The organism is Pseudomonas sp. EMN2, from assembly GCF_009650555.1.
Classification (GTDB): Bacteria; Pseudomonadota; Gammaproteobacteria; order Pseudomonadales; family Pseudomonadaceae; genus Aquipseudomonas; species Aquipseudomonas sichuanensis.
Window position 1 is genome coordinate 1 of sequence record NZ_VZZR01000040.1, and the last position, 24975, is coordinate 24975.

Consider the following 24975-nt stretch of genomic DNA (forward strand, 5'->3'; position numbering starts at 1 on the left):
GAGCGGGCTTGCCCCGCGATAGCGCCAGCCCAGGCGACACATGACCAACGGCCTAGTGGAACGCCCGGCGCTCCATCTGCGGCATCTGCACCTGAATCAACGCTGACTCGAGCAGCACCCGCAGCGCCTCGATCTCATGCGTCAAAGCTACGATCAGAATCGACGCGGGCGACTTGGACTGCTGGACCGAAATGGCCTGATGCGCCACAGCCTGAGCGCACAGGGCGTACTCCGTGGCCTGAATCAGGGTGTCTTCGAGGGAGTGGTGGTTGTGGGGTGGATCGGGGACGATCTTTAGCATCGAATGATTCCTTTGAGGTTTGCCACCACCTGCCTGCTGTCAAACAGAAGGGTGGCAGCTGTACGCGGGTTGACAGACCGGCGGAATCACTAAGTTCCGGCGCACGCAAGCGTGCCCACACGTACAGCCGCCATTGAAGACTAACCGTATGCGTGATTACCGTCGCGGCCTGTCAAAGCCGGTCGCTGAACACCAGCGACTCGCCGAGACTAGGGGCCTGACAGGGCGACCGCAACGGAAAAAAGGCGGCAAGAGTATGTTTGGGAAATGGACTACAAGGAAGGGGTTAAGTCTGATTATCGTTGATCACATTCGGTACTCATTTGTTCTGCGAACATTGAGTCTTGCTCGGATATAGCGAGGTCAGTGGCGAGTGCGCTTGTGCTGCGTTTTGGATGCTTAACACGCTCAGGCCTGCCTGCGCGACTTGCTTACTACTGCTGACCTGTGGCTGTCAGTCCTGGTCGACGCGGGAGCCGTTGCCGCTCAGGGTTGTAACCGTGGGGTGCGAGCGCCCGTCGCCCCGGAGGAGTGGTGGATGGAGCCCTATGTGTCCAGCTTTACCCGGCGCATGCTCGACGAATTGTCGCTATCACCGACGAAGGCGATCGAGCAGTGATCGCGCTGAAGGCCTGCCAGGCCTACGAGCGTGAAGTCACCCAGTAGTAAAGAGGCGACCGGGCGGCTGCGCCGCCTCCAGTCCGCGCCGCCGAGCCCGTAGCTACCATGGTGCAACAATGGGGCAAGCCGGATGCCTAACCATGCCATCCAACACCCGGATGAATGCATAAGCATCAACATGCGTAACTGTTGAATACCTTGTAACCCAAGGGTTGCAGTCGATTTGCGCCGGCTACTCCAACACGGTCGGTGTTTATTTGGGTGATGTTATTCGATCGCAATTTTACTTGATAAGGCTGTAAGGTCCGGTGTGATATTTGAAGTGTAGAGAAAGTCCCGGCTCATCAAATAAAAGTCTCGGAGCACAAGTTCCGAATTTGGTATTTTTTTGCTGAAATGCCAAAGTCTAGCCAGTGAGTAATATTGTAATAAGTGGTTGTGGTGTTCATGTGCTCGTCAAAAATATCCTTTAGTGTTTTTCGCGCGAGCGTTTTGCAGCATTTTAGTGCGCAGTGCTTTCTGATGCCGCTATCTTCATCTTGCAGTAGAGCTTTCAAGCGCTCTAGTCCAAGGTTGATAAAGTCTTTGTCAGGCATTGAAGAAATCAGATGTTGACGTATCTGTGTCGGGCAGCTTATTTCAAGCATTTCTGGAGCCCGGTTCCGCGCAAGCTTTATAATGGTTTTAACGGTTGTTTCCAAAGTTTTTCGCGTCATTACTTGGCCTAGAAGGCTTGCAGATGAACTTCGGATGCGTTGCGCCAAAGATATGACTAGAGGTATATCCTGCCATTCGCCAGCATGCCAGAAGTACTGAATGTCTTCATTGGTTGGTTTGATGGTGGTGTCTTCTAGTAATTTTCTGATTACAAATAGATCAACTTTGCTTTTGCTTTCTGTGAGAAGAGATAGCGTGGCACGTTTAATGCGTCCTACCATAAAGTCCTCAAGTGAGGCGAAGCTCTCCTTGGTGGTGCTGGGTTCGCGGTTGTTGTGTCGAGCCCAAGTCTGTATGCTGGATGCGTAGTGGGCTCTGAAATCGTCCTGTATGCGTGCCTCGATTTCCTTGCGAAGTTTGTTTTTGTTTCGGCGATAGTACTCTTCGTAAGAACTTAGACCTAAAGGTGACTCACGCTCTATTCGATTCATTAGTTCTTTATCGCTCATGCTTTGCATGGCTATTGGGCGATATCTGTCCCAAGCTTCAGTTTCTTCTTGAGTTGGCTTGGTGACGTCTGACATGAGCGTTGCTTTAGCCTCATCTTCGCCAACTTGTACATCATGGCTTTTGAGCGCTTCAAGTGCCAGTAATCGAATTTCTACGTCGGGGTCTAATCTCAGCTGGTCAGCCTTTTGAAGGCTAATCATTTTTCTAGCTACGGCAAGTCTAAGTGCCTTGCATTTAATGTGTTTGTTACGATTTTCGATAGCTTGTTCTAGGCGAAGGTTTGATATTGCGCCTGGATTGTAAAATATTCTGTCGACGAGTTCGGGGCTAAGTATGGCGGGTTGCAGGGCTTGGGCAGATGCTATCGCGGCATCTGCCCCGTCGCGAAGCTTGATAGATATAAAAGCTTCATTCGCTGCGGTAATGCTCTGTGATTCGTTCTCGTCGATTACAGCCTTGATTAGATCCAAGTCTTCCGATTTGCCGTGTTTCGCCAAATATTTCAAGGCTGGGTTTCGGGTGGCAACTTTGGTCTTAGAGTTGAGCCAGTCTTCAAGATAGCCCGCTCTTTTGAAGTCTTCGTTGTTTTCGATTTCTGTGCCTGTTAGCGTCATCAAATCGATGACTGAACCTTTTGTTGCGGCTTCGTTATCAGGATACATCCATGTCAGGAAGCTGAGGTCAATGGCGGGATTGTTGGGAGACGTGAGCCAATGCCAGAGTGGCATGTTCTCGTTGCCGAGATTTTTGGCGCCCGCTAGGATTAAGTGTAGAACTTCAGAGAATTCAAAGTCGCATTCGGCTCGATGTTTTAGTAAAAGGTTGGCATCGTGGGCGCCAATGTAAGTGGTGTCATTGCTGCTATTTCCGATTGATGATGCTACCAGCCTAAATCGAGCTACCTCAAAAGGCTTGAGTTTCGGTTGTTCATCATTTGTTACGGTCCTTGTAAGAAGGTTTTTTATAAAATTTGCACTCAAGGTCGGGAAGGGTCCATTCCCGGTCTTTGTGGGTTTTTCTATATTTTCGGGGTTTTGTGCTTCAAGAGTGTCCGGTGTGGAAAATTCGATGTATTCCAACGCGTACTTAGTGATGCATCTGCGTACAAGTCTTTCTAAATCCTCTTTTTCCTTAAAGGTCTCGAATAAGATTTCTTTTTCGTCTATGATTTTTTTTCTGAATTTTAGTACCTTTTGGAGATGTTCGCCTGGATCGATTAATAGCTGTTGCTCAACTTCTTTGAAAAACAGACTCATAAGAGGTTTTTTACATTTTTTATGACCTTCTGAAGCAACGTAAAATTCCTCTTCGAATCCGGAAGTAAACTTTCCTTCAGTGTCGGGTGGTGTGCCCCATCTCTTCCAGATTAGGCCGATGAACACGTCGCAGCGCTCAAGCTCCTTATTGATTAGTGCTTGAGGTCGGCCTGTTTTCGAGCCTGTATCTTCCCAGCCGACGAGTTCTATGAGGATGCTGAGCTTGGCGCCGAGCATCAGGTTCAGATCATCAATGACATTTTTTACAATTTTTCTCTCTTCGTCCAAGTCGCCAGGGGATGCGAGGAAAAAACTGATGACTTTGCGATTTCCGGCCACGTTTCATGTCCTTTATGTCGGGTGTAAGGAGATGTGAGTCTCCTATAGAGCAGCAATTTGACTATGCGGAAGTAGCTTGTGTATTCGCGACTTTTCAGCTTGTAAGGCGCCGACTACCGTCGCTTGGGTGTCAAAAAGTGAAGATAGCAATTAGCTATGATAGGGGCAAATATGGACGCGGTGACGTTTTTCGGATGCCACTCAGAGATCGACCGTCCTTGTCATTCGGCTTTCAAAGGGCTAGTCAAATTGGAAGGATTGGGTGTTACAAAATGGGTACTGATTCGTGATGACGGTGCTACAGGCTACCTATATCAAGGCTTGTGCGCTGTATATGCCCAATTCATCATCGGTTCCACGCTGAGGCGGCGGAATGCCTCAGCGCTCAAGGCTCAGTGCCGTTTGCACTGGCAGTGCCCCAAGGCGAGGAAGGGTGGCTGGAAACTGTGCTCAACTCACATTCCAATGCCGTACACGTAACGCCGCGACTTCCTCATCGCTTGCGAATTTGCCTTCATCAGCTTCCTCCACCGCATGTCTAATCTTCGCGGTCAGGGATTTTTCGTGCTCAATGTAGTCCCCCAGAACGTGCATCGCCAGACAGCTCGCCTTCACGCCGTTGGCTTTGGCAAGTTCAGCGAGAGCGCCGGAAAGAGCATCCGAAAGGCCCAGCGTTATTCCGGCCATGGCAACCTCGGCGTCGAATGGTGGTTGAGCAAATTACACCCTCACCCCCCACCAGCAATCGACGAATCATCGCGCGGTTTAACCACCGCCCCCACCACCGGCAATATCAACTCCGCCCCCTCATTCCGCACATTCCCCACCTGCCGCCCCACCGCAATCCATTCAAACGCCTCCACCGGCAAACACTGCTCCCTGGCCACCCGCTCAGCCTCAACAGCCGACAAATCCGGATCAATCCACATCCGCGCATGCTCCGCCCCCAGCACCAAGGGCCGCCGATCATGAATATCCACCATCCCCGCATCACTGGCCGCCGTGATGATCACAAACCCATCCCCCTCGTTCGCCTCCAGCCCCGGCCGTACCTCGGCCAGCGCCGCCATGAACATCGGCGAGCCGCTTTTCAGGCGAATGAAGTAAGGCTGCTTGCGCTTCGGGTCCTGCGGATCGGCCACCCACTCATACCACCCATCCGCCATCACCAGCGCCCGGCCCTGGGGCCACAAGGCTTTGAAAAACTTGCCGGTGGTCACGGTTTCGACCCGGGCATTAATTGGCGCGGGGCGTTTGTCCTTGGCCCAGAACGGCGCCCAACCCCAATGGCAGGGGTCGATGCGCAAGCCGTCTTCGGCGTTGTGCAGCACCAGCACGCGGCTGCCGGGGGCGACGTTGTAGCGGGCGATGGGATGGTTGTCGTAACCGCTGACCACGTCCTGCTCGGCCTGCAGTTCACGCAGGTAGTCGGCCAGGCCTTGGTATTGGGCGAAGCGTCCGCACATGGGGACCTCCATTCTTGGGTGTTGTATGCAGCAGCGGTTATGGGGCGCATGGCACCGGCTTTGCCGGTGATCGCGGGGCAAGCCCGCTCCTACGCTGGTTGCCGGAGGTTCCATTTGTCGAAATTTCCTACTCCGAAATTGACCGGCGCCTGGAATCACCATTAACTGTATATACATACAGTTTATTTCAAGGTTGCGTCATGACCGCCATCCTCGGCCCGATCGCGTGTGGGAGTGCCTCGCTCCCACGCTACCTGTTTCGCGTACCGGCGGGCTTCCCTTCGCCGGCGGCGGACCATATGGAGCAACCGCTGTCACTGGACGACTTGTTCAACCTGCGTGCGCCGCACATGTACCTGGTCAGGATAGACGGCGACAGCATGCAGGGCGCCGGGATCTTCGACGGCGACCTGGTGATCGTCGACCGTGCCCTGGAGGCGCGCCACGGGCATATCGTCATCGCGGCGGTCAACGGCGAGCCGCTGTGCAAGCGCCTGCACCGGGTCGGTGGCGAGGTGGCGCTGCGCTCGGAGAACCCGCGCTACCCGCCGCGCTACATCCTCGAAGGCGACGAGCTGGCGATCTGGGGCGTGGTGACCTTCAGTGTGCGCAGCCATGACCCCAATGCCTGAGCCGGTGTTCGCGCTGATCGACTGCAACAGCTTCTACGCCAGCTGCGAGCGGGTGTTCCGCCCCGACCTTGCGCGCACGCCGATCGTGGTGCTGAGCAACAACGACGGCTGCGTGATCGCCCGCAGTGCCGAGGCCAAGGCCTACGCGCGGATGGGCGAGCCGTATTTCCAGATCCGCGACAAGCTGCGCCGGCATGGGGTGCTGGCGTTCTCGTCCAACTACGCGCTGTACGGCGACATGAGCGAGCGGGTGATGAGCCTCATCGAGTCGATGGTGCCGGCGGCGCAGGTGTATTCCATCGACGAATGCTTTGCCGACTTCACCGGCATCCCCGGCAACCTCACCCAGTTCGGCCGCGATATCCGCGCCCGGGTGCTGCGCTGCACCGGTATCCCGGTGGGGGTGGGCATCGCCCGCACCAAGACCCTGGCCAAGCTGGCCAACCACATGGCCAAGCGCTTGCAGGCGCAAACCGGCGGGGTGGTGGACATCTGCGAGCCGTTCAAGCGCGACTGGGTGCTGCGCAACACCGGGGTGGAGGAGGTGTGGGGCATCGGCAAGCGCATGACCGCGCACCTGGCCGAGCTGGGCATCCGCAAGGCGATGGACCTGGCCCAGGCAGACCCGCGGCTGCTGCGCGAAAAATTCAGCGTGGTGGTCGAGAAGACGGCCCGGGAGCTCACCGGCACGCCGTGCCTGGCGCTGGAAGAAACCGACCCACCGAAGCAGGAGATCTGCTGCAGCCGGATGTTCGGCAAGCGCCTCACCGAGCTTGCGCCGATCAAGCAGGCAGTGGCCACCTACACCGGGCGCGCCGCCGAGAAGCTGCGGGCCCAGGGCTCGTTGTGCAAGCGCATGCGGGTGAGTATCCGCACCGGGCTGTTCAACCCCGATGAGCGCCACCACGTGCAGGGCGTGCTGGTGGAACTGCCTTACCCCACCGACGACACCTTGCTGCTGACGCGCATGGCGACCGAGGCGGTGGCGCGGATCTACCAGGCCGGTTACCGCTACAGCAAGGCCGAGGTGTTGCTGCTGGATCTGCGCCAGCCGGGGGAGTTCAGCGACGATCTGTTCGCCCAGGGCCAGCCGTTGGCCAGTGGCCGGCTGATGTCCGTGCTGGACGAGGTTAACGGGCGCTATGGGCGGGGGACGCTCAGGACCGGCAGCGTGCCCGCAATGCCCGAATGGGGGATGCGCCGGGCGATGATGAGCCCGTCCTATACCACGCGGATCGAGCAGTTGTGGACGGTGGGTTCGCGGTGAGTTGCTGCACGGTGCGGGCCGCCGAAGGCTGATTCACCGACGCCAAGTGGTCATAGAGTCGAGCCAGGCCGGGCCGGGTAGGGCTTTCGCAAAAACTACCGTCGGCTCCTTAATAGGCTCGGTCTGAATCCCAAGAAACCGAAATGTGGCCTCGGAACAGCCTGGGTTCTGTACAGTCGCCGGCCATCTACGGAAAGGAATTCTGTGATGGCAAAGCGTTATGAACTCTCGGATGAAGCGTGGGCAGTGGTCGCCGACCTCTTTACGGCGGCCCACGTCAGGGGCAGGCCCCGCAGCAGTGATCGCTTGATGCTCGATGGTGTGCTCTGGGTGCTCTGCTCAGGAGCAGCCTGGCAAGATATGCCCGAGCGCTTCGGGTCTTGGGCGACGGTCTATCACCGCTTCCGACTCTGGCGAAACCGCAGAAAATTCGATCAGATGCTCAGACGATTGCACCTCAGACTCAATGACAAAGGCTTGATCAATCCCCACACCTGGATGATCGATTCGACCGCTGTTCGAGCAGTCGGATACAGCTAGTCATTCCGATGCGCTCAATGAAACGCAAGCCCAAACCCGGCTTGCCGAGACTGTTTGATCGCCCCAAATATCGACAGCGCAACATCATCGAACGCATGTTCGGCTGGCTAAAAGAGAACCGCCGAATCGTCACGCGCTTCGACAAGCTCGCAAAAAGTTATGCCGCAATGGTCTCGCTGGCTTGCGTCATGCGGTGTATGCGACGGCTTTTTTCAGACAGAGCCTAGGCATTGCATTTGGTGCAGTGACCGTAATTATATTTTCCGGAGTCGACGGAATCATGCTAGGTGGCTCATCAGGCTTGCTCTTAGCATTGGCTCACTTTCTTGCTAACAAGAACGTTCGTAATACCGCCGACAGAGCCGCATCCGCATTAGACGGTGGAGCTCTAACTTCCTTAAAGCTGCCCCGCGACTACCACGATAGATTTCATTGTAAGAGCCATTCGCCAGTAGGTGATCGCAATACTAGTCTTGATTTTAACTCTCTCGTTTTTCGCCCGCAGTCGTCATCGCCCAGCGTCTGCTCCTGACTCGCCCCCCACCCCATAGGTCATGAAACCCTCGCGAACACGCTGGCCACGCCACAAAGCGCGCATGAGCGTCTGAACGATGTAAGCTCCACCACCAATACAAATGCCCCATAAATCACCACAAGTTATAACGCTTATTGAAAAAACATATAAAAATAACAAATGCTTTAGTTTGACTATGGCTATAGTAAGCTCAGGTAATTCGGGAAAGCCAAAATGCCAACTCATAAAGCAATAGGCGCCTCACTTTTTTTCGTCGTACTCAACGCGCTGGGATCTGACGCATTAGAACTACCTCAATACATGTTCAGTGGTAGAGTTTTGGAGCGTTTGCTGATAGTAACATTCGGCGGCGCCGCCTTATACTGGGGGTACAAATTATTTAGCATCACCACCTCGGAAGCTGGGAAATTAATAGCTGAAAGAGGAGAGTGGAAGTTTCAATTATCACAAGTTGGCCCAGGAGTATTCTTTGCGCTATTCGGCGCTTCAATATTAGTATATGCACTTAGCGCGGCACCGCGCTTCATCCAAAATGCTCACACTGACAACGACGACGAGGGTTCAGCTAAAGTTTCTGTGTATGGAGTCACACCAGCAGTAGCAGCACCCCCATCCACAAAACTAGATTATCTAATCACGCTTACCACATTGAAAAGAGAGGTTGTCGAACTTGTTCCACCTGCTGACCTAGCAAAGTCCAAGAGCATTCAAAAACTATTCTCAAACTTAGAGCCAGTTAGAAGAGATCTACTCGATGGAGCACTGAATGCTGCTGGACGATATTCCGAGTGGAGCCACCTTAATGATCTCAGGATGATTGATCCATTGAGTTTTAGCGAAAAACTAAATAATGATAAAAAGCTAAAGCAGAGATTTGAGGAATCAGATGACCTCCTAACAAGAACCAGAGACCAATAATGCAAACCTTCATCAAGAGCATCTCAATTATAGTATTGAGCTTCTGCATTCTTACCAGCGGCTTAGCATATGACCTAACTTGGTATCAGCAAAGCACCAAAACCGTTCTCAAAAATGCAAGGAAACTCATCGAGCCCACCCTCCCTCCCAACGAGAGAGAAATCGCCAACAGCATAACCTACAAGGTAACTTCGAGCTCAGGTATTGGCGCATTCGCAGCATTCGACGACAACGAAAGAATCATAATAATAAGCGCTGGAACCATTCAGGTTATCGACTGGATACAAGATCTTTTAACAATGGAGGCGGAACTTGACAAGCCAGGCTGCTACTCCGAATTTCTGATCTACCTCAATGAGATAATGGAAACAAACGCGCTCAGAATATCCAGCCACCTGCCTCCTCAACCCGCCATGTCGCCCCTGGTATACTCCGCACACACTGACGGTGCCTGTTCCGGGGTCACAATCGAAGACTTTCAGGGGTTAGATAACTTTAATTACTACAAAGCAAAAGCCATAGAGGCCAGCATCATGTTTATGTATCTTCATGAGCTTGGCCACCATGTATTGGATCACGTAAAAAACAAACATATTCAGGAGTCCGAAAATCTCGCTATGAGTCGCAGCAAAGAAAATGCAGCCGATCAGTACGCTATAGTCACCGCACTTCATGCCAACTACAATTTAGTAGCAGCCGCCCCTTGGAACTATTTCATGGCGGCTTTTGGAGGGAACTCACTTGAAGCCGAAAAAAAATCAGACCATCCACTTGGGGCAAAAAGAGTTTTAAGTATATATGATAACGCGATAACTTATTACACTGACAATCCCGACGCATGGAAGGACCCGGCAACCTACGATGATTTAATGACTGGTTTAAAAAAGCAGCGCGACTTCATTGAAGAGCAGATCAGCAACATAGAGCCTTAATGCATTCCCCGCCTAACTTATAGATACATTTGTGTGATCACCCGTAACTGCGAGGCCTGCGCTTCGGAGAAACGCCCACGGGCACCTCGACGTGGTCATATCTGCCTGTCCAGCCACCCCTGAACTCGCGGGCAACCGTACTTCAGGGCTTTCAACTGATACGCAAACTTGACGTTTTTGTATTTGGCGCCTGCATCAACCAACACATCACGCATGGCGAAATACAGATTCGCCCTGAAGGCCGGCTCATCAAGTTGCATTACCACGGTGGGCCTTTGCCGAGCCGGCGAGCAGTACTCGAGGATGGTCGGCTGCGGATAGTAGCGCGCATAAGGCCCGGGCATTTCCGGCAAGGCCTTGACCTGCGCAATGTACTCGGGCGTATCGATATCGCTCAGGCAGTTCACGCGCATTTGCAGCGCCGCAGGCGTGAAGCCGCGTTTGAGGCTCGATTTGAACAACCCGCATATCTCGGCACGCTGCCCCTGGCCGTCCAGGACACCGAGCAACTGCGCCAGGCGATACTCCGCAGCAGGGTTGCCGGCAGCGATGGCGGCCTCCAGCAGCCTGTTGGCGCTGGGCAGATGCTGCTGTGTGTAATCGACGAACGCCTGCCTGGACGCTTCATTCATTCGGCCGTCTGGCTCGCGTCGATTCACCAGTTCCATCATTCTGCGGTCAATCTCGTCCAGGATCGGCAGCGCTTGTCGATACTCCGCTTCGCCGGGAAGCAGCGGTATGGGTTGGGCGTACGCCTGGAGGCTGAAGCAGGTAAGCAGCAGAGGGGCGAGCAGGCGTCTCATGACAAAAGTGGCATCCGTGGCGATTGGCGTTGAGAGGCGCGAGTCTAGCAAGAAAGCACCGTTCGCCAAGCGCAGGCCCGTCAGGATCTGGGCGCGTATCTGCACGGCGAGCAAAGGCCGTTGTTGCATTCGATCGGGGTGATGGGCCTGTCACAGCCAGTCCAGCGGCGCCCCCGACCTGACCCACGCCTTCATCCCGCCGCGGTACCAATACACCTGGCGGTAGCCCAGGGCAATGGCGCGCAGCGCGCTGTTGTAGCTCATCCAGCATTGTGGGTGGTGGCCATAGAACACCAGCGCCCGCGCCTTGTCACCGTGGGTCAAGGCTTGCAGGTCGTTGGCCAGGCGTTGCTGGGTCTTGTCGCTGAAGTTGCCGCCCTCGGCGCCGTAGTGCAGGTCGATGGCACCAGGAATGCCGGTACTGGCGCCTATGGCGGCAATCAGCACGGGCGGCTTGGGCTTAGCAAGTTCACGGGTGAGCGCTGCCGTCGTGATCAGCTGGCCACCGGGAATGCGCATGGGGGTGTCGCTGCCAAGGCCCGGTCCGGCATGCAGCACGCCGGTGGGTTCGACATCCGTGGCTGGCGATTCCTCCCTGGCCACTGTCTCGGCGGGCTCAGCGTAGCGGCTCTGGTAAAACGCGTTGAACCCCGGGCCACTGGGCTTGAGGTTCATGAACTGCCGGGCAACGGCGTCCACCCGGCCATCGTTGCCCACGTGGAACAGATCGCCACCAACAATGACCCGTCGCGAGCCCGGCATCACCAGGGTGTCGTCGCGCCTGGCCATCTGCTGCAAATCGACCGCCTCGCCATACCGCAGGTTTGTACCACTGGCGCGCAGCACCGCCTTGTTGCAGCTGGCCACGCAAGCCAGGCGGGCTTCATCGACGGGCCCAATCACCTTGAAGCCGTCCTCCGGCGGCGTGGTCCAGAAACCCAGCTTGTCGAGGGCATCCCGCCGTGGCCCTTGGCCGGCCTGCTGGCGCAGGGTTTCGATCAGCGCCAGGCTCAGGGTCGAACGGTCGAAATACAGGCTCTCGACCCGCTCGCGGTAGGCCCGTGCGACCGTCGAGACCCCGGGGTTGTCCTTGTCGGCCTGCTGCGCCGGCCGAAAGTAGGCCGCCTTGTCCAACGCCTGCTGGCGGCTGCCCAGCAACGGCACCTCCACGTCCTGGTAGGCCTTGTACATCAGGGCCCGGAAGCGGCTGTCGGTGAACAGGGTCTTGCGGTGGGTGCCTTCGAAGCCATCGTCCACGCCGGCGTGCACACCCAGCAGTTCGAAGCGGGCGTTGCCGGGGTTCCACACCAGCAGCGGCCCGCCAGAGTCGCCGAACCAGATGTTGCAGTAGTGGTTGAACAGGATGGTCCGCTGCTGGGCGTTGTAGCTGTGCCGGCTGATGTCCAGGGTGCACTGCTTGAGCGAGGGCGCGACGAAGCCCAACTTGGCCATGGACAGCTTGAACAGGTCGCCGGGGTAGCCGATGGCGGCGACTTTCAGTTGCGCCGAGCGGGAGGGGTCGAAACCGTCGGCGAAGGCCAGCGGCGTCACTGGCGTGGCGGGCGCCTTGCGCAGGCGCAGGATGGCCCAGTCCGCGCCGCCCTTGTGCTGGTAGCCGACCCAGGTGGCCGGGATCACCTCCTTGTGCGTGGCCGAGCGCTCGAAGATCACCTGCACCTTGCCTTTGCGGTCGGTCTTGTCGACGCAGTGGCCGGCGGTGACCACCAGGGTCGGCGTGCCCACCACGGCACCGCTGCAGCTGCCGTCCTGGGCTTTCACCTGCACCAGGGCGTCATAGGGCGGCTGGCTGAAATCGGTGATGAACTGACGGTCTTCCTCGACGCCGATCTTTCGCCACAGCGAGGGTACGGGCATCAGGCCCGCCGTCGGCAAGGGCAGGGGCGCAGGCTGGTCGAGGCTGGCCAGGTCCGCTTCACGCAGATAACCCACCAGGCCATACACCGCCTGGCGGTCGGGGCGCACCTGTGGTTGCCGGTCGAGAAAACGCGCCACCGAGGCGGTGTCGATACGGTTCAGGTAGCCCAGGGTGTCCGGGTAGGGGCCTTCGCTGGCTGCAATCACCGCCAGCCAGCCGGGCGTCTGGGCTGGGCGTGCATACACCAGGTGCCAGCGCCCGATGTCCTGGATCACCGGCGACGCGGTGTCGGGCTTGAGGCGAACCTGCACGGGGCGCAGGCTCAGGTAACGGGTGCCGGGCGCATGGCGCAGCCCCCAGGGGATATCGTGCCCGCTGTGCTCGGCGAGGTTGCCGAAGAACGTCTCGCCGCCATAACGGTCGTCCCTGGGCTTGCCCTCGGGGGTGACGATAGCGGCGGCAATCTCGGCCCAATGGCGCTTTTCGTCGAGCGTGCGGGCATCGTCCATCAGGCGCCAGGCGCGGCGGATATCGCCGCCGGCCACCGCCTTGCGGTACCAGGGCATGGCCAACGGGGCAAAGCTGTCGTGCAGGCAGGTGTCGAAGTAGATGTCGCCGATCTGCACCATGGCGTCGCTGTCGCCTGCGTCGGCGCGGCGCAGCAGGGCGGGCAGGTTGCGCCCCTGTTCCACCCACTGACGGGCCTTGGCGGCATCCGGCTCGACACCTGGCTGGTCGACGAACAGGCAGCCGTAGCGCTGGGCAGCGGCTGGGTCGCCGGCTTCGGCCTGGGCGCGCAGGGCGTTCAGTGTTTTGTTGTCGACGGCGTCCACCGCAGCAGGGGCGGGGCAGGCGAGGGCCAGGGCCAGCAGCGGCCAGCAGCGTCGGCATGGAAGGCTCACGTTGTACTCCAGCAGTCAGTCGCCTGGCTGGGCCGGTGGCGTCGGGCCAGTAGCTGGCAATTATAGGTGCTGGCCTGGGTGCTCTCTGATTGTCATCGCCAGCGTCAAGGGGGCGCCCCCGCGGCAGTTTGACGCCGGTTTTCTGGACAAATCTTGTAATACAGACAGTTTCATAGTAACTAGTGGCCCAAAGCCATGAAACGCCAGGAAAGGCAGCGTACCCGCGGGAATGGAGTCCCTGTCACCACTCCCCCCTTTATCGCCCCGGCGAGCCTGCCAGCAGGCCCGTTGTCGGTGTGCGCACGCGCCTTTTTCAAGCGGGTTTACAAAGATGCTGCCGGGCACGGCGGCCAGGCATCTGGCACTGACGCTGAAAAACGCCCGCTGCAGCGGGCAGCAAAGAGGAAGGGAAATGTTCGGCTCCAGCTTCATGCGGCCCACTGCGCTGGCCGCGGCGGTCGCGCTCGGATTGAGTGGTTGCGCCACCATCGACAAGACGCTCGGTGACAACTCCAGTGGTTTCGCCTGCGGTGCCGGCGCGCTGGCCGGTGCCGTGATCGGCGGGGCGATCGTGGCGGCGGCGGGGGGCAACGGAAAGCAGATCGCCGCAGGCTCGGTGGCCGGCGGGGCGGTGGGCTGCGCTGCAGGCTATGCCTACAAGCAGCGGGTCGATCGGCTCAAGGCGGTCGCCACCCAGGAAGGGCTGCAGGCGCAGGTGCGTGAAATCGAGGTGGTCGATGCCAGCACCGGCAAGAAAGCCTCGGTCGGCCTCGAGGCCCAGGTGCAGATGCAGGAGATGTTCCCCTCCGGCTCCGCCACCCTGACCGCCGATGGCACGCGCAAGCTCAGCGCCCTGGCCCGGGAGTTCGCCAGCAACCGTGGCAAGGCCGAGCCCGGCAAGCCGAGCAAGAAAGTGCTGGTGGTCGGGCACACCGACTCCAGCGGCAGCGCCGAGCTGAACCAGCGCCTGTCCGAACAGCGCGCCCGCGCCGTGGGCGATATTCTCGCCAGCGCCGGTATTGCCCGCCAGGACATCTATTACCAGGGCGCCGGCGCCTCGCGCCCACTGGCCGACAACGCCAGTGACGCCGGGCGCGCGCAGAACCGCCGCGTCGAATTCGTCGAGGTGGACAACGAGCAGGTGCTGGTCAAGCGGGTCAACGACGAGCGCAGCAACGCCAAGTACCTGGCCCATGGCACGGCGGCCCAGCCCAAGGTGAAGGCCCAGGCACCCAGCAAGAAGGTGACGGTGGCAAAAACCACCCGTGCGCCTGAGCCGGTGCACAACGACAAGGCGCCGATCTTGCCCGACGAGCCCGCAGCGGCGGTCATCGTGCAGCTCGATGGTAAAGGCGGCATCGACTTCGGCGGTGAGCCGGTCACCACCACCCAGTCGGCACTGGCCTCGAACATCACGCCCAAGAGCTCGACCTTCTCGGTCATCAGCCCGGCCTACGCCAGTGCGCCGATGACCTCGTGCGTGGGCGACCTGCCGCGGGTCGAGGGCGAGGTGAAGAACCTGGCCACCGGGGCAACCCTGAAGGACTACAGCACCAACGACTTCTTCCCCGGCCTGAACGGCCAGGTCTGGGGCAGCAAGGTCAATGGCCATGTGGCCACGGTCGGCCCGGTGGGCATCCTGCGTGACAACGCCCAGGTGGCGGTGGCGCCGAAGATGCAGTTCATCTCCAACTTCGCCAGCAGCTCGAAGAAACAGAGCCCGGTGTACAGCTCGGTGGCCAACACCTACGAAGGTGAAACCCAGATCCTCTATCGGGTCTTCGCGGTGGACCAGAAGAAAACCCCCGTCACCTGCATGGACATCGTCTTCGACAAGCGTGCCGGTTCCGCCGTTGCCGGCGAGATCTACTACCCCAAACAGAACAACGCCTACGTCGCCCAGTTCAAACCCAAGCTTGCGCGCTAACAGGACCAACCAATGCTAGATGCCATCCGCACATTCTTTTCGCTTTACTGGCACTTCGTGCTGCCGATCGTGACGACCCTGTTCCTGGCGATCCCGATCATCATCCACTGGTACGAAGTGCGCTACTGGCTGATGAAGCTGCGTATCGGCCTGCCATGGCTTGGCCGTGTCGCCCATTGGGTGAAGCACCCGGGCTCGCGTGAGGCGGCCGACCAGGAGTGCCCGAACGCCGTCGGTTTCTATGAGTCCGAGGCGCAGCTGTGCCGCCTCTACGAAACCTACTACCTCAACCACCAGCCCTCGGAAGCAAACTTCCGTCGCTGCCAGGACTACCTGGGCAAGATCGACGAAGACAACCGCCACGAGAAGGGCTTCAGCCTGTGGCTGCTGATCATCGTGCTGATGCTGATCGAGGCCAGCGCGTTCGGCTTCGCCCTGGCGCCGTTCGCCCTGACCCTGGCCACGCCGAACACCGCCATCGCCGGTGCCTTCGCCATCGGCCTGGTGATCTCGATCATCGGCGTGTTCCTGTCCGAGTTCGCCGGCCGCCAGCTTTACCTCAACAACGTGGTGGCGAAGATTCTCGGCTACGAGAGCGTGCGCGCCTCGGGTGCCGACGGCGACATGGTGCGTACCCACCTGGTGACCCTCGACAATACCCACATCGATGATGGCAAGCCGCATTACCAGCAGATGCTCAACCGGGTGAAGCTGCCCAAGAACGGCGACAAGCCGGCCAAGCGCTTCGGCCTGGTCGTCGCCTATGGCGTGTTCATCCTGGGCCTGGCGATCGCGGCCTTCTGGGTGCGGACCGAAACCCTCAACGCCCAGGAAGCCGAGCTGATCGCCCATCCGCCGGCGGTGTCGCAAGCGGCCGACGACTTCCCGGCTGGCGCTGACGACAGCTTCCCGGTACCGAGCGACATGCAGGGTATCGCCAACGAGGCGGCGGGCAAGTCGGCCCAGGACCAGATCGACGCGCTGCACCGTGCTTCGCTGGTGACCTTCGCCGTGCTCAGCGGGCTGTTCATCTTCATCCAGCTCACCAGTACCTTCCTGGCCTACCGCTTCGGCTTCGCCGGCACCCACTCGCGGGTCGCCTGGGACCTGGTGCGCAAGTTCTCCAGCGCCGCCGACTTCGTGCGTTACCACGAAACCAAGGCGCGCGAAGTTGCAACCGACGCCCAGGATTCGCTGGGCAAGCTGCAGTCTCTGCAACTGAGTGTGTTCCGGGTCAGCGGCGACGACCGCGAGAAGCTGCGCAAGGACAACGCCAAGCGCACCTTCAGCGTATTCATCGTCGAGCAGGAAGCGCGCCGGGCATTCCGCCGCAAGAAAGAGAACGCCGACAGCATGGCCAATGAAAGCCTCAAGGTGGTGGAAACCTACATCGTCAAGGCCATCGAAGACCTCAAGGCCGCCATCGCCGCCGATGACAACGCGCGCATCCAGGAGATCATCCGGGTTGCACGCCCACGCATCGCCCAGATGAACGACCCGCAGCTGCAGCAGTACCGCGATGCCTTCAATGGCCTGGTGACCATGTTCAGCGTGGATGTCAGCCAACCGACGGTGGCGGTGACCACCGCCGCACCGGTCACCGTGACCGTCGCGCCAGCCCCTGCGCCAGTCGCCGCGCCGGCCCCGGTGGTGGAAGTGGCGGTCGCGCCTGCGCCTGCGTCGGTTGAACCGGTTGCCCCGGCACCCGCAGCCGTTCAGCCGATGGCCGCCGCGCCAGCGCCCGCACCTGCCGTCGGCGGGTTCGACCCGCACCAGTACGGCGACCTGACTGAGTTCCACGAGGACGACCTGGCCTACGTGGCACAGCGCCTGGGGGCCGAGCTCGACACGCTCAAGCGTGCCCGCCGCCTGCAGATGCTGGACAAGCCCAACAGCCAGCCGGCCTGACCGGACTCACCGCCCGCCGGGGCGCTGGCCACAGCGCTAGCGCCTCGGCCCGGGCACACCCACTTCGGAGATACGATGAAACTCAAGCGCCTGCTGCTTGCCCTGATCCTTGCGCCGAGCGCCCTGATGGCGGCCGAGCGCAATGACCTGCCAAGCTGCTACACCCAGGCCCGGGTCGACGAGTTCCGCAGCGCCCCCTCGGGGCGCCTGCTCACCGTCGTGGTCGATCAGACCACGCCCTTGACCACTGACCTGCAACGCACGGCATGGGGGCACATCAAGCGCTTCCTGCAGCCGGGCGACAAGCTGCGCCTGTACTCGTTCAGCGCCTACCTGGACGGGCACTACACGCGCCTGCAATACGCCGCCGAACTGGAAAAGCCCCTCGACGAGGCGGTGCTGGGCAATGTGCCGATGATGTCGGCGCGCAAGCTGGACAACTGCCTCAAAGGCCAGTCGGCGCTGTTGTACCAGCGCTTCGGCAAGGCGTTCGCCGGGGTCATGGGCAAGTCCAGCTCGGACATTCCGCGCAGCGAAATCCTGTTCAGCCTCAAGGCGGTCGGCGAAGACCTGCAGAAGGCCGAAAACGTCAACGAGCACGTCATCCTGGTGATGTCGGACATGCTCGAATACAGCGACTTCGGCAGCTTCTACCAGGCCAACGGCATCCGCCAGATCGACCCTAACGTCGAGCTGGCCAAGGTGCAGAAGCAGAACCTGCTGGCCGACTTCGGCGGTGCGCGCATCTACGTGCACGGCGCGGCGTTCGTGCCGACCACGGCCAAGAACGGCTACCGCAGCGGCAAGATGATCCAGAACCTGGAAACCTTCTGGCGCGCCTACTTCGACAAGTCCAACGCCACCCTGCAAGGCTTTGGCAACCCGGAGCTGACCGCCACCCTGGAGTGACGGCACGGCTGTGCTGCGCGCCGCGGCCGCAATGGCTGCAGCACGCAGCAGCTGGTGGCGGCCGAGGTCGAAAGATTTTGGTCGCCGGGCTGTTCTTAACATATGGAAATCCGTATATTCGGATTTCCATATATGAAAGTGCTGCCATGATTACCCCACCCGAGCTCTTCAAAAGCCTGGCGGACGAGACCCGCGCTCGTGCCACCTTGCTGATCGCCCAACTGGGCGAGCTGTGCGTCTGCGAACTGGTGTGCGCCCTGGACGACAGCCAGCCCAAGATCAGCCGCCACCTCGCCCAGCTGCGCAGCAGCGGCCTGCTGCTGGATCGCCGCCAGGGCCAATGGGTCTACTACCGTCTGAATCCGCAATTGCCTGCCTGGGTGCACGAGGTACTGCAGCTGACGCTGCAGGCCAATGCCGCGTGGCTGCAGGCCAACGCCACACGCCTGCAGAACATGGACGAGCGCCCGGTGCGCACTGCCGCCTGCTGCTGAATACCTGCCAAGCGAGGTCCCCATGCTGGTCGCCGTAGCCGTCTTCATTTTCACCCTCACCCTGGTCATCTGGCAGCCCAGGGGCCTTGGCGTCGGCTGGAGCGCCACGCTGGGCGCGATCATCGCCCTGGCCGTGGGGGCGGTCTCGCTGCAGGACATCCCTGTGGTGTGGGCCATCGTCTGGAATGCCACCGCCACCTTCATCGCGATCATCATCATCAGCCTGCTGCTGGACGAGGCGGGCTTCTTCGAGTGGGCGGCCCTGCATGTGGCGCGTTGGGCGAGGGGCAGTGTCAATCGCCTGTTCGCCTTTTGCATCCTGCTTGGCGCAGCCGTTTCGGCGCTGTTCGCCAACGATGGGGCGGCGCTGATCCTCACCCCCATCGTCATGTCGATGCTGATCGCGCTGCGTTTTTCCCCCGCTACCACCCTGGCGTTCGTGATGGCCGCCGGCTTCATTGCCGATACGGCCAGCCTGCCGCTGGTGGTGTCGAACCTGGTGAACATCGTTTCGGCCGACTATTTCGGCCTGGGTTTCGCCGACTACGCCGCCGTGATGGTGCCGGTGAACCTGGCCAGCATTGGCGCCACCTTGCTGGTGCTGTGGCTGTTCTTCCGCCGTGACCTGCCACAGCGCTACCCGGCCGACACCTTGCCGGCGCCGAGCTCGGCGATACGTGACCCGGCCACTTTCGCCGTCGGTGGGGCGACGCTGCTGTTGCTGCTGGTCGGCCTGTTCGCGCTGGAGCCGCTGGGCATCCCGGTCAGCGTGGTGGCGGGCGTATGCGCGGCGCTGCTGTTCGCGGTCGCCGCCCGTGGCCACCGAATCTCCACCCGCCGGGTACTGCGTGAGGCGCCGTGGCAGGTGGTGATCTTCTCCCTGGGCATGTACCTGGTGGTGTACGGGCTGAAGAACGCCGGCCTTACCGACCTGCTGGCCCGGCTGCTCGACCAGCTCGCCGCCCACGGCCTGTGGAGCGCCACCCTGGGCACCGGCCTGCTTGCGGCGCTGCTGTCGTCGGTGATGAACAACCTGCCCAGCGTGCTGGTCGGGGCGCTGTCGATCCAGGCCAGCGGCGCCGAGGGCCTGGTGCGCGAGGCGATGATCTACGCCAACGTCATCGGCTGCGACCTCGGGCCGAAGATCACCCCCATCGGCAGCCTGGCCACGCTGCTGTGGCTGCATGTGCTGGCGCGCAAGGGCATGCGCATCAGCTGGGGTTACTACTTCAAGGTCGGCCTTGTGCTGACCTTGCCGGTACTGCTGATCACCCTGTCGGCCCTGGCGCTGCGCCTGAGCCTGTGACACCCACCACCCTGCGAAGGAGCTTTCATGCGAGTCTTGTTCATGTGCACGGCCAACAGTTGCCGCAGCATCCTCAGTGAAGCGGTGTTCAACCACCTGGCGCCGCAAGGTTTCCAGGCGGTGAGCGCCGGCAGTTTTCCCAAGGGGCAGGTGCTGCCACGCAGCCTGGTAACCCTGCAGCAGGCCGGCATCGCCATCGCCGGCCTGAGCAGCAAGGGTAACGATGCCTTTGCCGACAACCCGCCGGACATCGTCATTACCGTCTGCGACAAGGCGGCGGGTGAGGCTTGCCCGGTGTACTTCGGCCCGGCGCTGAAGGCCCATTGGGGGCTGGAGGATCCTTCCGAGGTGGTAGGTGACGAAGCGGCGGTCGAGGCTGCCTTCCAGGCCACTCTGGCCCGTATCGAGCAGCGTTGCAGGGCGTTCTTCGCATTGCCGTTCGCCACGCTTGCGCCTGAGGCGCTCAAGCGTGAACTGGAACGTATTGGCGGTCTTTGACCCTTCGCGGCTCGGAAGGGGCTCGGCAGAGGCGTATGATCGCCGGCCGCAAGCGCCGACAAGGAAACCGTCATGCTCCCCAACAAAGCCTGTGCAGTGGTGCTGTCCTCCACGCCGTATCCCCGGTTGCTGTTGTTCCGCCATCCGCTGGCGGGTGTGCAGCTGGTCAAGGGCAGCATCGAGAAGGGCGAGGCCCCGGGTATGGCAGCCGTGCGTGAGTTATGGGAGGAGTCCGGGATTCGCGGTGCGCTGATCAAGGATGACCTGGGGTGCTGGGATGCCGGTCATCAGGGGCAGGTCTGGTCGTTCCAGCTGTGTGAAGTGAAGGGACCGCTAGCTGAACAATGGGCCCATCAGACGCTCGATGACCATGGTCATGTGTTCGAATTTTTCTGGGCCGCGCTCGACCAACTGCCCCTGAACGAATGTCATCCGGTGTTCCAGCGGGCGCTGGTGTTCCTCGGCGCCGCGCTGCATGCGCGCGGCCATAAGGGCAAGTGGGTCGAGTGCGATCCCCTGTAGGAGCGGCCTTGTGTCAATCGTTGGTAGGCTCAACGCAGCTTGAGCAATCGGTCCAGCGAAAAGGCGCCGGCCCCGCGAGCGATCAGCAACAACAGCAGTCCGGCCCAGGTCAGGTGGGTGGGCCATGCATCGGGATAAACGAACACTTCGATGACCGTGGTCATGCCGAGCAAGGCCAGGGCCGACAACCGGGTCAGCAGGCCGAGTACCAGCAGCAGCGGGAACAGGTGCTCGGCATAGGCGGCCAGGTGCGCTGCCAGCCAGGGTGAGATCAGCGGCAGGGCGTATTCAGTGCGAAACAGCTCGTAGGTACTGGGGGTGATGGTCAGCAGGCCTTCGACCTTGGTGCGCCCGGACAGGAAAAACACCGAGGCGATCCCGAACCGGGCGACCAGGCACAACAGGTTGTCGCCCAGCAGGCGTTGCAGGCGATCGGCAGCCCGGTTCCAGTGGCGCCGCAGGCCATTGGCCGGCACGGTGGGGTGGGTGATGTCCATGGCAGCTCCGTTACGCGAATGTGAGTGGGCGAAAGACCTTGGCTTGCAACAGCCGGCCGAGCAGGTCGGTGAAGTCCAGGTCGGGGTGGGCCTGCAGCACGAGCTGCGACGCCTGGTCCAGCGTCAATCCGTCGGCACAGGCCTGGAGAAAGGCGCAGCCACCGTGTTCCAGGGGCTGGTGGCGCACACCGTCGGCGTCGCCGCTCAGCAGCACACCTTCGGCGACCCAGGGCTGGTCCTGCGGCCAGGCCAACTGTTCGCGGCTGTAGCGCCATAGGCTGTACGCCGGGTGTTGCGCGAACCAGTGCCAGCGCACGCTGGCGCGCGGGCGCAGATGGCTGTGCGCCAGGTCGCCGGCGGTCATGCCGGCCAGTTCGGCGAGCTCCAGGCAGGGATCGCAGGGCCCGCTGAAGGCCTCGTTCCACAAGCGGTCCAGGCGAGCGACAGCGGCCAGGTAGGGCAGGCCGTGCTGCGCCTGTATCGCTTCGAGAAAGTCTGCAAAGGTTGCGCCGTAGTAAATCAGCCGGGTATCGCTGGGCGGTGACTGCTGCGCGTAGGCTGCCGCCGCATCGCCCATCCAGGCTGGGCCGACCAACTGCTCGACACTGGGGAAATTGGCGCGCAGGGCATCGACGCAGCCAGCCAGCACCGTGTTGCGGTACACCGCGAACGCCGGTTGTTCGGTCAACGCCGTCAGTTGTGGCGCCGGCCGCCCCTGCAGCGCGTCGACGAATGCGTCCTGGAACTGGCGCAAAGAGGGATTCATGACAAGGCTCCTTTTCGCTCCAACATTGTCTGGGCTCGGTCGCGCTCGGCGAGCAACTCGTCGAAAAGAGGAAGGTTGCCGTCACGTTCGATCAGCGTCGGGCGTGGCCCGATGCGCTCGATCAGCCCTTGGTACAGCGCCCAGGCTGGCTCGGCGATGCTGGCGTCATGGGAGTCGATCAGCAGCGCCCCCTGGTCGTCATGGCTGTACCCCGCCAGGTGCACCTCGGTCACGGCCTGGGCAGGGAACCGGTGCAGGTAGTCGGTTGCGTCGAAACCAAGGTTGTGTGCGCTGACGTGCACATTGTTGACGTCCAGCAGCAAGCCGCAGCCGGTACGCCGGACCAGCTCGGCGAGGAAATCGATCTCGTCCCAGTCATGCCCCTGCAACTGCAGGTAGTGGCTGGGGTTCTCGATGGACAGGCGCCGCCCCAGGGCCTCCTGGCTGCGCTGGATGTTGTCGGCGATTCGCCCCAATGCCTCGTTGCTGCGGGGGAAGGGCAGCAGGTCGGGGTGGTACTGGCCGCGCCAGGTCGACCAGGCCAGGTGTTCGGACACCAACGCCGGGCGTACCTGATCGATCAAGGCGCGCAAATGCCGCAGGTGCGTGGCATCCGGTTCAGCGTCGGCTGCCAGTGACAGTGCAACGCCGTGCAGCGACAGCGGATGCTGCTCGGCGATGCGCGTCAGCCAGGCGAGCCGTGGGCCGCCGACCATGTAGTTTTCCGGGTGCACTTCGAACCACAGCCCGTCGGCGCGATGTGCCAAGGCCTGGGCGTAGTGCTCGGCCTTGAGCCCGAGCCCGGCGCCCAGCCGCGTGTTGCCGTTCATGGTCGGCCTCCTGCACTCAGGACTTGATCGGGGTCAGCGAGCCCATGCCGTTGGGCGTCTTGATCGAGGTGCAGGAGCCGGCCGGGACGTTTTTCCAGTGCATGCCGTCGTAGTCTTTTTTGGCACTGCCGGCGCAGGTGGTGCCGGCGCCAGCCTTGCAGTCGTTCTTGCCGGCCATGGCAACGCCGTAGCATTTTTCCATGGCGGCACCGGTGCCGGCGGGTTGGGCGGTTTCTGCGGCCATGGCGACGCCTGCCAGCGAGGCGAGGGCAAGGGCGGCAGTGGTGAGGGCGAGGGCTTTCATGGTAGGTCTCCAAAGGGTGGGGCCGTGGCGAATTACCGGCGGCTCATGGAGTAGTTCGCGGCCAGGGTCCATCGGGTTACACCCGCAACAAAATATTTCGCGCAGTACCTGCCGGCCACCTACCGTATGGAGGCAGGCCGACGTTCGCACGGCAGGGGGTCGGTGAAAAGAAACGCGGCGAGGGTGTAACCCAGGCGGCCAATGCAACGAACTAATCCTCAGGCGGTACTCCATTCGCGCGAGTTGCAGTTGCAGGCTTTGTTGCTGCGCGGGCTCGCCGGCGACGCCGTGGCGTATCGCGAATTCCTCGCGGCGCTGGCGCTGCATGTGCGTGGTTTTCTGCAGCGGCGCCTGGCTTGGCGCCCGGCCGAGGTCGAGGACCTGGTGCAGGAGGTGCTGCTGGCGGTGCACAACGCGCGCCACACCTACCAGGCGCAGCAGCCATTGACGGCCTGGGTGCAGGCGATTGCCCGCTACAAGCTGGCCGATCACCTGCGCAACTTCGCCCGCCACGAAGCGCGAAATGCCCCGCTGGACGATGACGCCGAGCTGTTCGCCGACTCGGACGCGGAACCGGCCGAGGCCAGTCGAGACCTGGCTCGCTTGCTCGAGCAATTGCCGGCACGTCAGCGGCTGCCAATCGTCCACGTCAAGCTGGAGGGGTTGTCAGTGGAGGAAACCGCGTGCCTTACCGGGCTCTCCGCTTCGGCGGTGAAGGTGGGCATACATCGAGGCTTGAAAGCCCTGGCCAGGTTGATTGGAAGCAGGAGTGACCATGATGAAAACCGATGACTTGATTACCCTGCTGGCCATTCACGAAGGCCCGGTGGATCGCCACGTTTCGGCGAAACGCCTGGGCTTGGCACTGGTCGGTGGCTTGATGGGGGCGTTACTGATGACGATAACCCTCTACGGTGTGCGCAGCGACCTTCTGGAGGTCGCCCGCACGCCACTGTTCTGGGCCAAGGTTGCGCTGCCCTCCAGCCTGGCGTTGCTCGGTTTGTGGTTGACGCACCGGCTGGCTCGCCCTGGTGTTGAGGGTGGCGCACTGTGGGGCCTGCTTGGCCTGCCGTTGGCACTGGTCTGGCTGGGGGCATTGATCAGCCTGGTCGGTGCGCCCATCGAAGCCCGCGCCGACCTTGTCTTCGGTCGCACCTGGCGGACCTGTGCCTTGAACATCGCCCTGTTGTCGCTTCCCTGCTTGCTTGGCGTGTACTGGGCGCTGCGCGGCCTGGCGCCAACCCGCCTGCGCCAGGCCGGTGCGGCTGGCGGATTGCTGGCCGGTTCAACGGCAACCCTGGCTTACTGCCTGCATTGCCCGGAGATGGGCGTGCCGTTCTGGGGGCTCTGGTATGTGTTGGGGATGTTGCTGCCGACACTCTTGGGGGCGGCTATCGGCCCGCGACTGTTGCGCTGGTGACCCGTGTTGTCCAGCGCAAGGTTGCAGGGCCAGCCTTGC

General features: G+C 60.9%; 23 protein-coding genes and 1 pseudogene. 14 read left to right on the plus strand and 10 right to left on the minus strand.

Annotated features, from left to right (window positions below; translation table 11 throughout):
• Positions 1-52: 52 nt before the first annotated feature.
• From F6X61_RS13635 to F6X61_RS13650, 4 genes are all read right to left on the minus strand, one after another.
• Positions 53-301, minus strand: a complete 249-nt coding sequence (locus tag F6X61_RS13635; protein WP_153787063.1) for a hypothetical protein — start codon at positions 299-301, stop codon at positions 53-55.
• A gap of 965 nt (positions 302-1266) precedes the next feature.
• Positions 1267-3684 (minus strand): DUF4062 domain-containing protein, encoded by a 2418-nt coding sequence (locus tag F6X61_RS13640; protein WP_153787064.1) that lies wholly within the window; start codon positions 3682-3684, stop codon positions 1267-1269.
• A 450-nt stretch (positions 3685-4134) separates the two neighbouring features.
• Entirely contained in the window at positions 4135-4371 is a 237-nt protein-coding gene (locus tag F6X61_RS13645) for a CopG family transcriptional regulator (RefSeq protein WP_153787065.1), read from the minus strand.
• A gap of 41 nt (positions 4372-4412) precedes the next feature.
• Entirely contained in the window at positions 4413-5150 is a 738-nt protein-coding gene (locus tag F6X61_RS13650; RefSeq protein WP_153787066.1) for an SOS response-associated peptidase family protein, read from the minus strand.
• A 200-nt stretch (positions 5151-5350) separates the two neighbouring features.
• Here F6X61_RS13650 and F6X61_RS13655 point away from each other — a divergent pair, with 200 nt between their 5' ends.
• The 5 genes and pseudogenes from F6X61_RS13655 (at position 5351) to F6X61_RS13675 (ending at position 9974) form a co-directional block, all read left to right on the plus strand.
• The gene (locus F6X61_RS13655) at positions 5351-5782 is read left to right on the plus strand and encodes a LexA family transcriptional regulator (protein WP_125463400.1); all 432 of its coding nucleotides are present in this window, start codon (positions 5351-5353) and stop codon (positions 5780-5782) included.
• A complete protein-coding gene (locus F6X61_RS13660) occupies positions 5766-7049 on the plus strand; it encodes a Y-family DNA polymerase (protein WP_371923705.1) in 1284 nt (427 codons plus the stop codon). The genes F6X61_RS13655 and F6X61_RS13660 overlap by 17 nt, the downstream gene beginning before the upstream one ends.
• A 207-nt stretch (positions 7050-7256) precedes the next feature.
• A pseudogene (locus F6X61_RS13665) lies at positions 7257-7816 on the plus strand (transposase).
• 521 nt (positions 7817-8337) lie between these two features.
• The gene (locus F6X61_RS13670) at positions 8338-9042 is read left to right on the plus strand and encodes a hypothetical protein (RefSeq protein WP_153787067.1); all 705 of its coding nucleotides are present in this window, start codon (positions 8338-8340) and stop codon (positions 9040-9042) included.
• Complete coding sequence (locus F6X61_RS13675) at positions 9042-9974, plus strand: hypothetical protein (protein ID WP_153787068.1); 933 nt, start codon at positions 9042-9044, stop codon at positions 9972-9974. Before F6X61_RS13670 ends, F6X61_RS13675 begins: the two co-directional genes overlap by 1 nt.
• 95 nt (positions 9975-10069) lie before the next feature.
• On the opposite strand, the gene F6X61_RS13680 is transcribed toward F6X61_RS13675, so the two are convergent.
• Entirely contained in the window at positions 10070-10777 is a 708-nt protein-coding gene (locus tag F6X61_RS13680) for a hypothetical protein (RefSeq protein ID WP_153787069.1), read from the minus strand.
• A gap of 150 nt (positions 10778-10927) precedes the next feature.
• Positions 10928-13555 (minus strand): trypsin-like peptidase domain-containing protein, encoded by a 2628-nt coding sequence (locus F6X61_RS13685; protein ID WP_153787070.1) that lies wholly within the window; start codon positions 13553-13555, stop codon positions 10928-10930.
• Positions 13556-13967: 412 nt separating this feature from the next.
• Between F6X61_RS13685 and F6X61_RS13690 the strand changes: the two genes are divergently transcribed.
• The 7 genes from F6X61_RS13690 to F6X61_RS13720 all read left to right on the plus strand — a co-directional run bounded on the left by F6X61_RS13690 (position 13968) and on the right by F6X61_RS13720 (position 21119).
• Positions 13968-15482 carry an OmpA family protein gene (locus F6X61_RS13690; protein ID WP_153787071.1) on the plus strand — a complete coding sequence of 505 codons (1515 nt, stop codon included), beginning with the start codon at positions 13968-13970 and terminating at the stop codon, positions 15480-15482.
• 12 nt (positions 15483-15494) lie between these two features.
• Complete coding sequence (locus F6X61_RS26990) at positions 15495-17390, plus strand: hypothetical protein (protein ID WP_178125816.1); 1896 nt, start codon at positions 15495-15497, stop codon at positions 17388-17390.
• Positions 17391-17465: 75 nt separating this feature from the next.
• On the plus strand, positions 17466-18299 hold the full coding sequence (locus F6X61_RS13700; RefSeq protein ID WP_223811896.1) for a hypothetical protein: 834 nt from the start codon (positions 17466-17468) through the stop codon (positions 18297-18299).
• 146 nt (positions 18300-18445) lie between these two features.
• A complete protein-coding gene (locus tag F6X61_RS13705) occupies positions 18446-18793 on the plus strand; it encodes a metalloregulator ArsR/SmtB family transcription factor (RefSeq protein WP_153787072.1) in 348 nt (115 codons plus the stop codon).
• Positions 18794-18815: 22 nt separating this feature from the next.
• Entirely contained in the window at positions 18816-20099 is a 1284-nt protein-coding gene (locus tag F6X61_RS13710; protein WP_153787073.1) for an arsenic transporter, read from the plus strand.
• Between the two features lie 27 nt (positions 20100-20126).
• Positions 20127-20597 (plus strand): arsenate reductase ArsC, encoded by a 471-nt coding sequence (locus F6X61_RS13715; protein ID WP_153787074.1) that lies wholly within the window; start codon positions 20127-20129, stop codon positions 20595-20597.
• A gap of 72 nt (positions 20598-20669) precedes the next feature.
• On the plus strand, positions 20670-21119 hold the full coding sequence (locus tag F6X61_RS13720; protein WP_153787075.1) for an NUDIX domain-containing protein: 450 nt from the start codon (positions 20670-20672) through the stop codon (positions 21117-21119).
• A 29-nt stretch (positions 21120-21148) separates the two neighbouring features.
• Here F6X61_RS13720 and F6X61_RS13725 read toward each other — a convergent pair whose 3' ends face one another.
• From F6X61_RS13725 to F6X61_RS13740, 4 genes are read right to left on the minus strand one after another with little or no spacing between them, the layout of a single operon-like run.
• Entirely contained in the window at positions 21149-21616 is a 468-nt protein-coding gene (locus F6X61_RS13725; RefSeq protein WP_153787076.1) for a DoxX family protein, read from the minus strand.
• A gap of 10 nt (positions 21617-21626) precedes the next feature.
• Positions 21627-22382 carry a DNA-binding domain-containing protein gene (locus F6X61_RS13730; protein ID WP_153787077.1) on the minus strand — a complete coding sequence of 252 codons (756 nt, stop codon included), beginning with the start codon at positions 22380-22382 and terminating at the stop codon, positions 21627-21629.
• Positions 22379-23212, minus strand: coding sequence for a DUF692 domain-containing protein (locus F6X61_RS13735; RefSeq protein ID WP_153787078.1), 834 nt, complete (start codon positions 23210-23212; stop codon positions 22379-22381). Before F6X61_RS13735 ends, F6X61_RS13730 begins: the two co-directional genes overlap by 4 nt.
• Before the next feature lie 16 nt (positions 23213-23228).
• Complete coding sequence (locus F6X61_RS13740; protein WP_110996100.1) at positions 23229-23516, minus strand: DUF2282 domain-containing protein; 288 nt, start codon at positions 23514-23516, stop codon at positions 23229-23231.
• Between the two features lie 201 nt (positions 23517-23717).
• Between F6X61_RS13740 and F6X61_RS13745 the strand changes: the two genes are divergently transcribed.
• Both F6X61_RS13745 and F6X61_RS13750 read left to right on the plus strand, forming a co-directional pair.
• Positions 23718-24308 carry a sigma-70 family RNA polymerase sigma factor gene (locus tag F6X61_RS13745; RefSeq protein ID WP_153787079.1) on the plus strand — a complete coding sequence of 197 codons (591 nt, stop codon included), beginning with the start codon at positions 23718-23720 and terminating at the stop codon, positions 24306-24308.
• Complete coding sequence (locus tag F6X61_RS13750) at positions 24295-24936, plus strand: DUF1109 domain-containing protein (RefSeq protein ID WP_153787107.1); 642 nt, start codon at positions 24295-24297, stop codon at positions 24934-24936. Before F6X61_RS13745 ends, F6X61_RS13750 begins: the two co-directional genes overlap by 14 nt.
• Positions 24937-24975: the final 39 nt, after the last annotated feature.

Coding starts and splice junctions, on each gene's coding strand:
- F6X61_RS13645 (WP_153787065.1), bottom strand. CDS start 4,371: ATGGCCGGAATAACGCTGGGCCTTTCGGATGCTCTTTCCGGCGCTCTC.
- F6X61_RS13655 (WP_125463400.1), top strand. CDS start 5,351: ATGACCGCCATCCTCGGCCCGATCGCGTGTGGGAGTGCCTCGCTCCCA.
- F6X61_RS13715 (WP_153787074.1), top strand. CDS start 20,127: ATGCGAGTCTTGTTCATGTGCACGGCCAACAGTTGCCGCAGCATCCTC.
- F6X61_RS13690 (WP_153787071.1), top strand. CDS start 13,968: ATGTTCGGCTCCAGCTTCATGCGGCCCACTGCGCTGGCCGCGGCGGTC.
- F6X61_RS13725 (WP_153787076.1), bottom strand. CDS start 21,616: ATGGACATCACCCACCCCACCGTGCCGGCCAATGGCCTGCGGCGCCAC.
- F6X61_RS13635 (WP_153787063.1), bottom strand. CDS start 301: ATGCTAAAGATCGTCCCCGATCCACCCCACAACCACCACTCCCTCGAA.
- F6X61_RS13670 (WP_153787067.1), top strand. CDS start 8,338: ATGCCAACTCATAAAGCAATAGGCGCCTCACTTTTTTTCGTCGTACTC.
- F6X61_RS13675 (WP_153787068.1), top strand. CDS start 9,042: ATGCAAACCTTCATCAAGAGCATCTCAATTATAGTATTGAGCTTCTGC.
- F6X61_RS13735 (WP_153787078.1), bottom strand. CDS start 23,212: ATGAACGGCAACACGCGGCTGGGCGCCGGGCTCGGGCTCAAGGCCGAG.
- F6X61_RS13700 (WP_223811896.1), top strand. CDS start 17,466: ATGAAACTCAAGCGCCTGCTGCTTGCCCTGATCCTTGCGCCGAGCGCC.
- F6X61_RS13680 (WP_153787069.1), bottom strand. CDS start 10,777: ATGAGACGCCTGCTCGCCCCTCTGCTGCTTACCTGCTTCAGCCTCCAG.
- F6X61_RS13660 (WP_371923705.1), top strand. CDS start 5,766: ATGACCCCAATGCCTGAGCCGGTGTTCGCGCTGATCGACTGCAACAGC.
- F6X61_RS13750 (WP_153787107.1), top strand. CDS start 24,295: ATGAAAACCGATGACTTGATTACCCTGCTGGCCATTCACGAAGGCCCG.
- F6X61_RS26990 (WP_178125816.1), top strand. CDS start 15,495: ATGCTAGATGCCATCCGCACATTCTTTTCGCTTTACTGGCACTTCGTG.
- F6X61_RS13745 (WP_153787079.1), top strand. CDS start 23,718: ATGCAACGAACTAATCCTCAGGCGGTACTCCATTCGCGCGAGTTGCAG.
- F6X61_RS13710 (WP_153787073.1), top strand. CDS start 18,816: ATGCTGGTCGCCGTAGCCGTCTTCATTTTCACCCTCACCCTGGTCATC.
- F6X61_RS13720 (WP_153787075.1), top strand. CDS start 20,670: ATGCTCCCCAACAAAGCCTGTGCAGTGGTGCTGTCCTCCACGCCGTAT.
- F6X61_RS13740 (WP_110996100.1), bottom strand. CDS start 23,516: ATGAAAGCCCTCGCCCTCACCACTGCCGCCCTTGCCCTCGCCTCGCTG.
- F6X61_RS13705 (WP_153787072.1), top strand. CDS start 18,446: ATGATTACCCCACCCGAGCTCTTCAAAAGCCTGGCGGACGAGACCCGC.
- F6X61_RS13650 (WP_153787066.1), bottom strand. CDS start 5,150: ATGTGCGGACGCTTCGCCCAATACCAAGGCCTGGCCGACTACCTGCGT.
- F6X61_RS13730 (WP_153787077.1), bottom strand. CDS start 22,382: ATGAATCCCTCTTTGCGCCAGTTCCAGGACGCATTCGTCGACGCGCTG.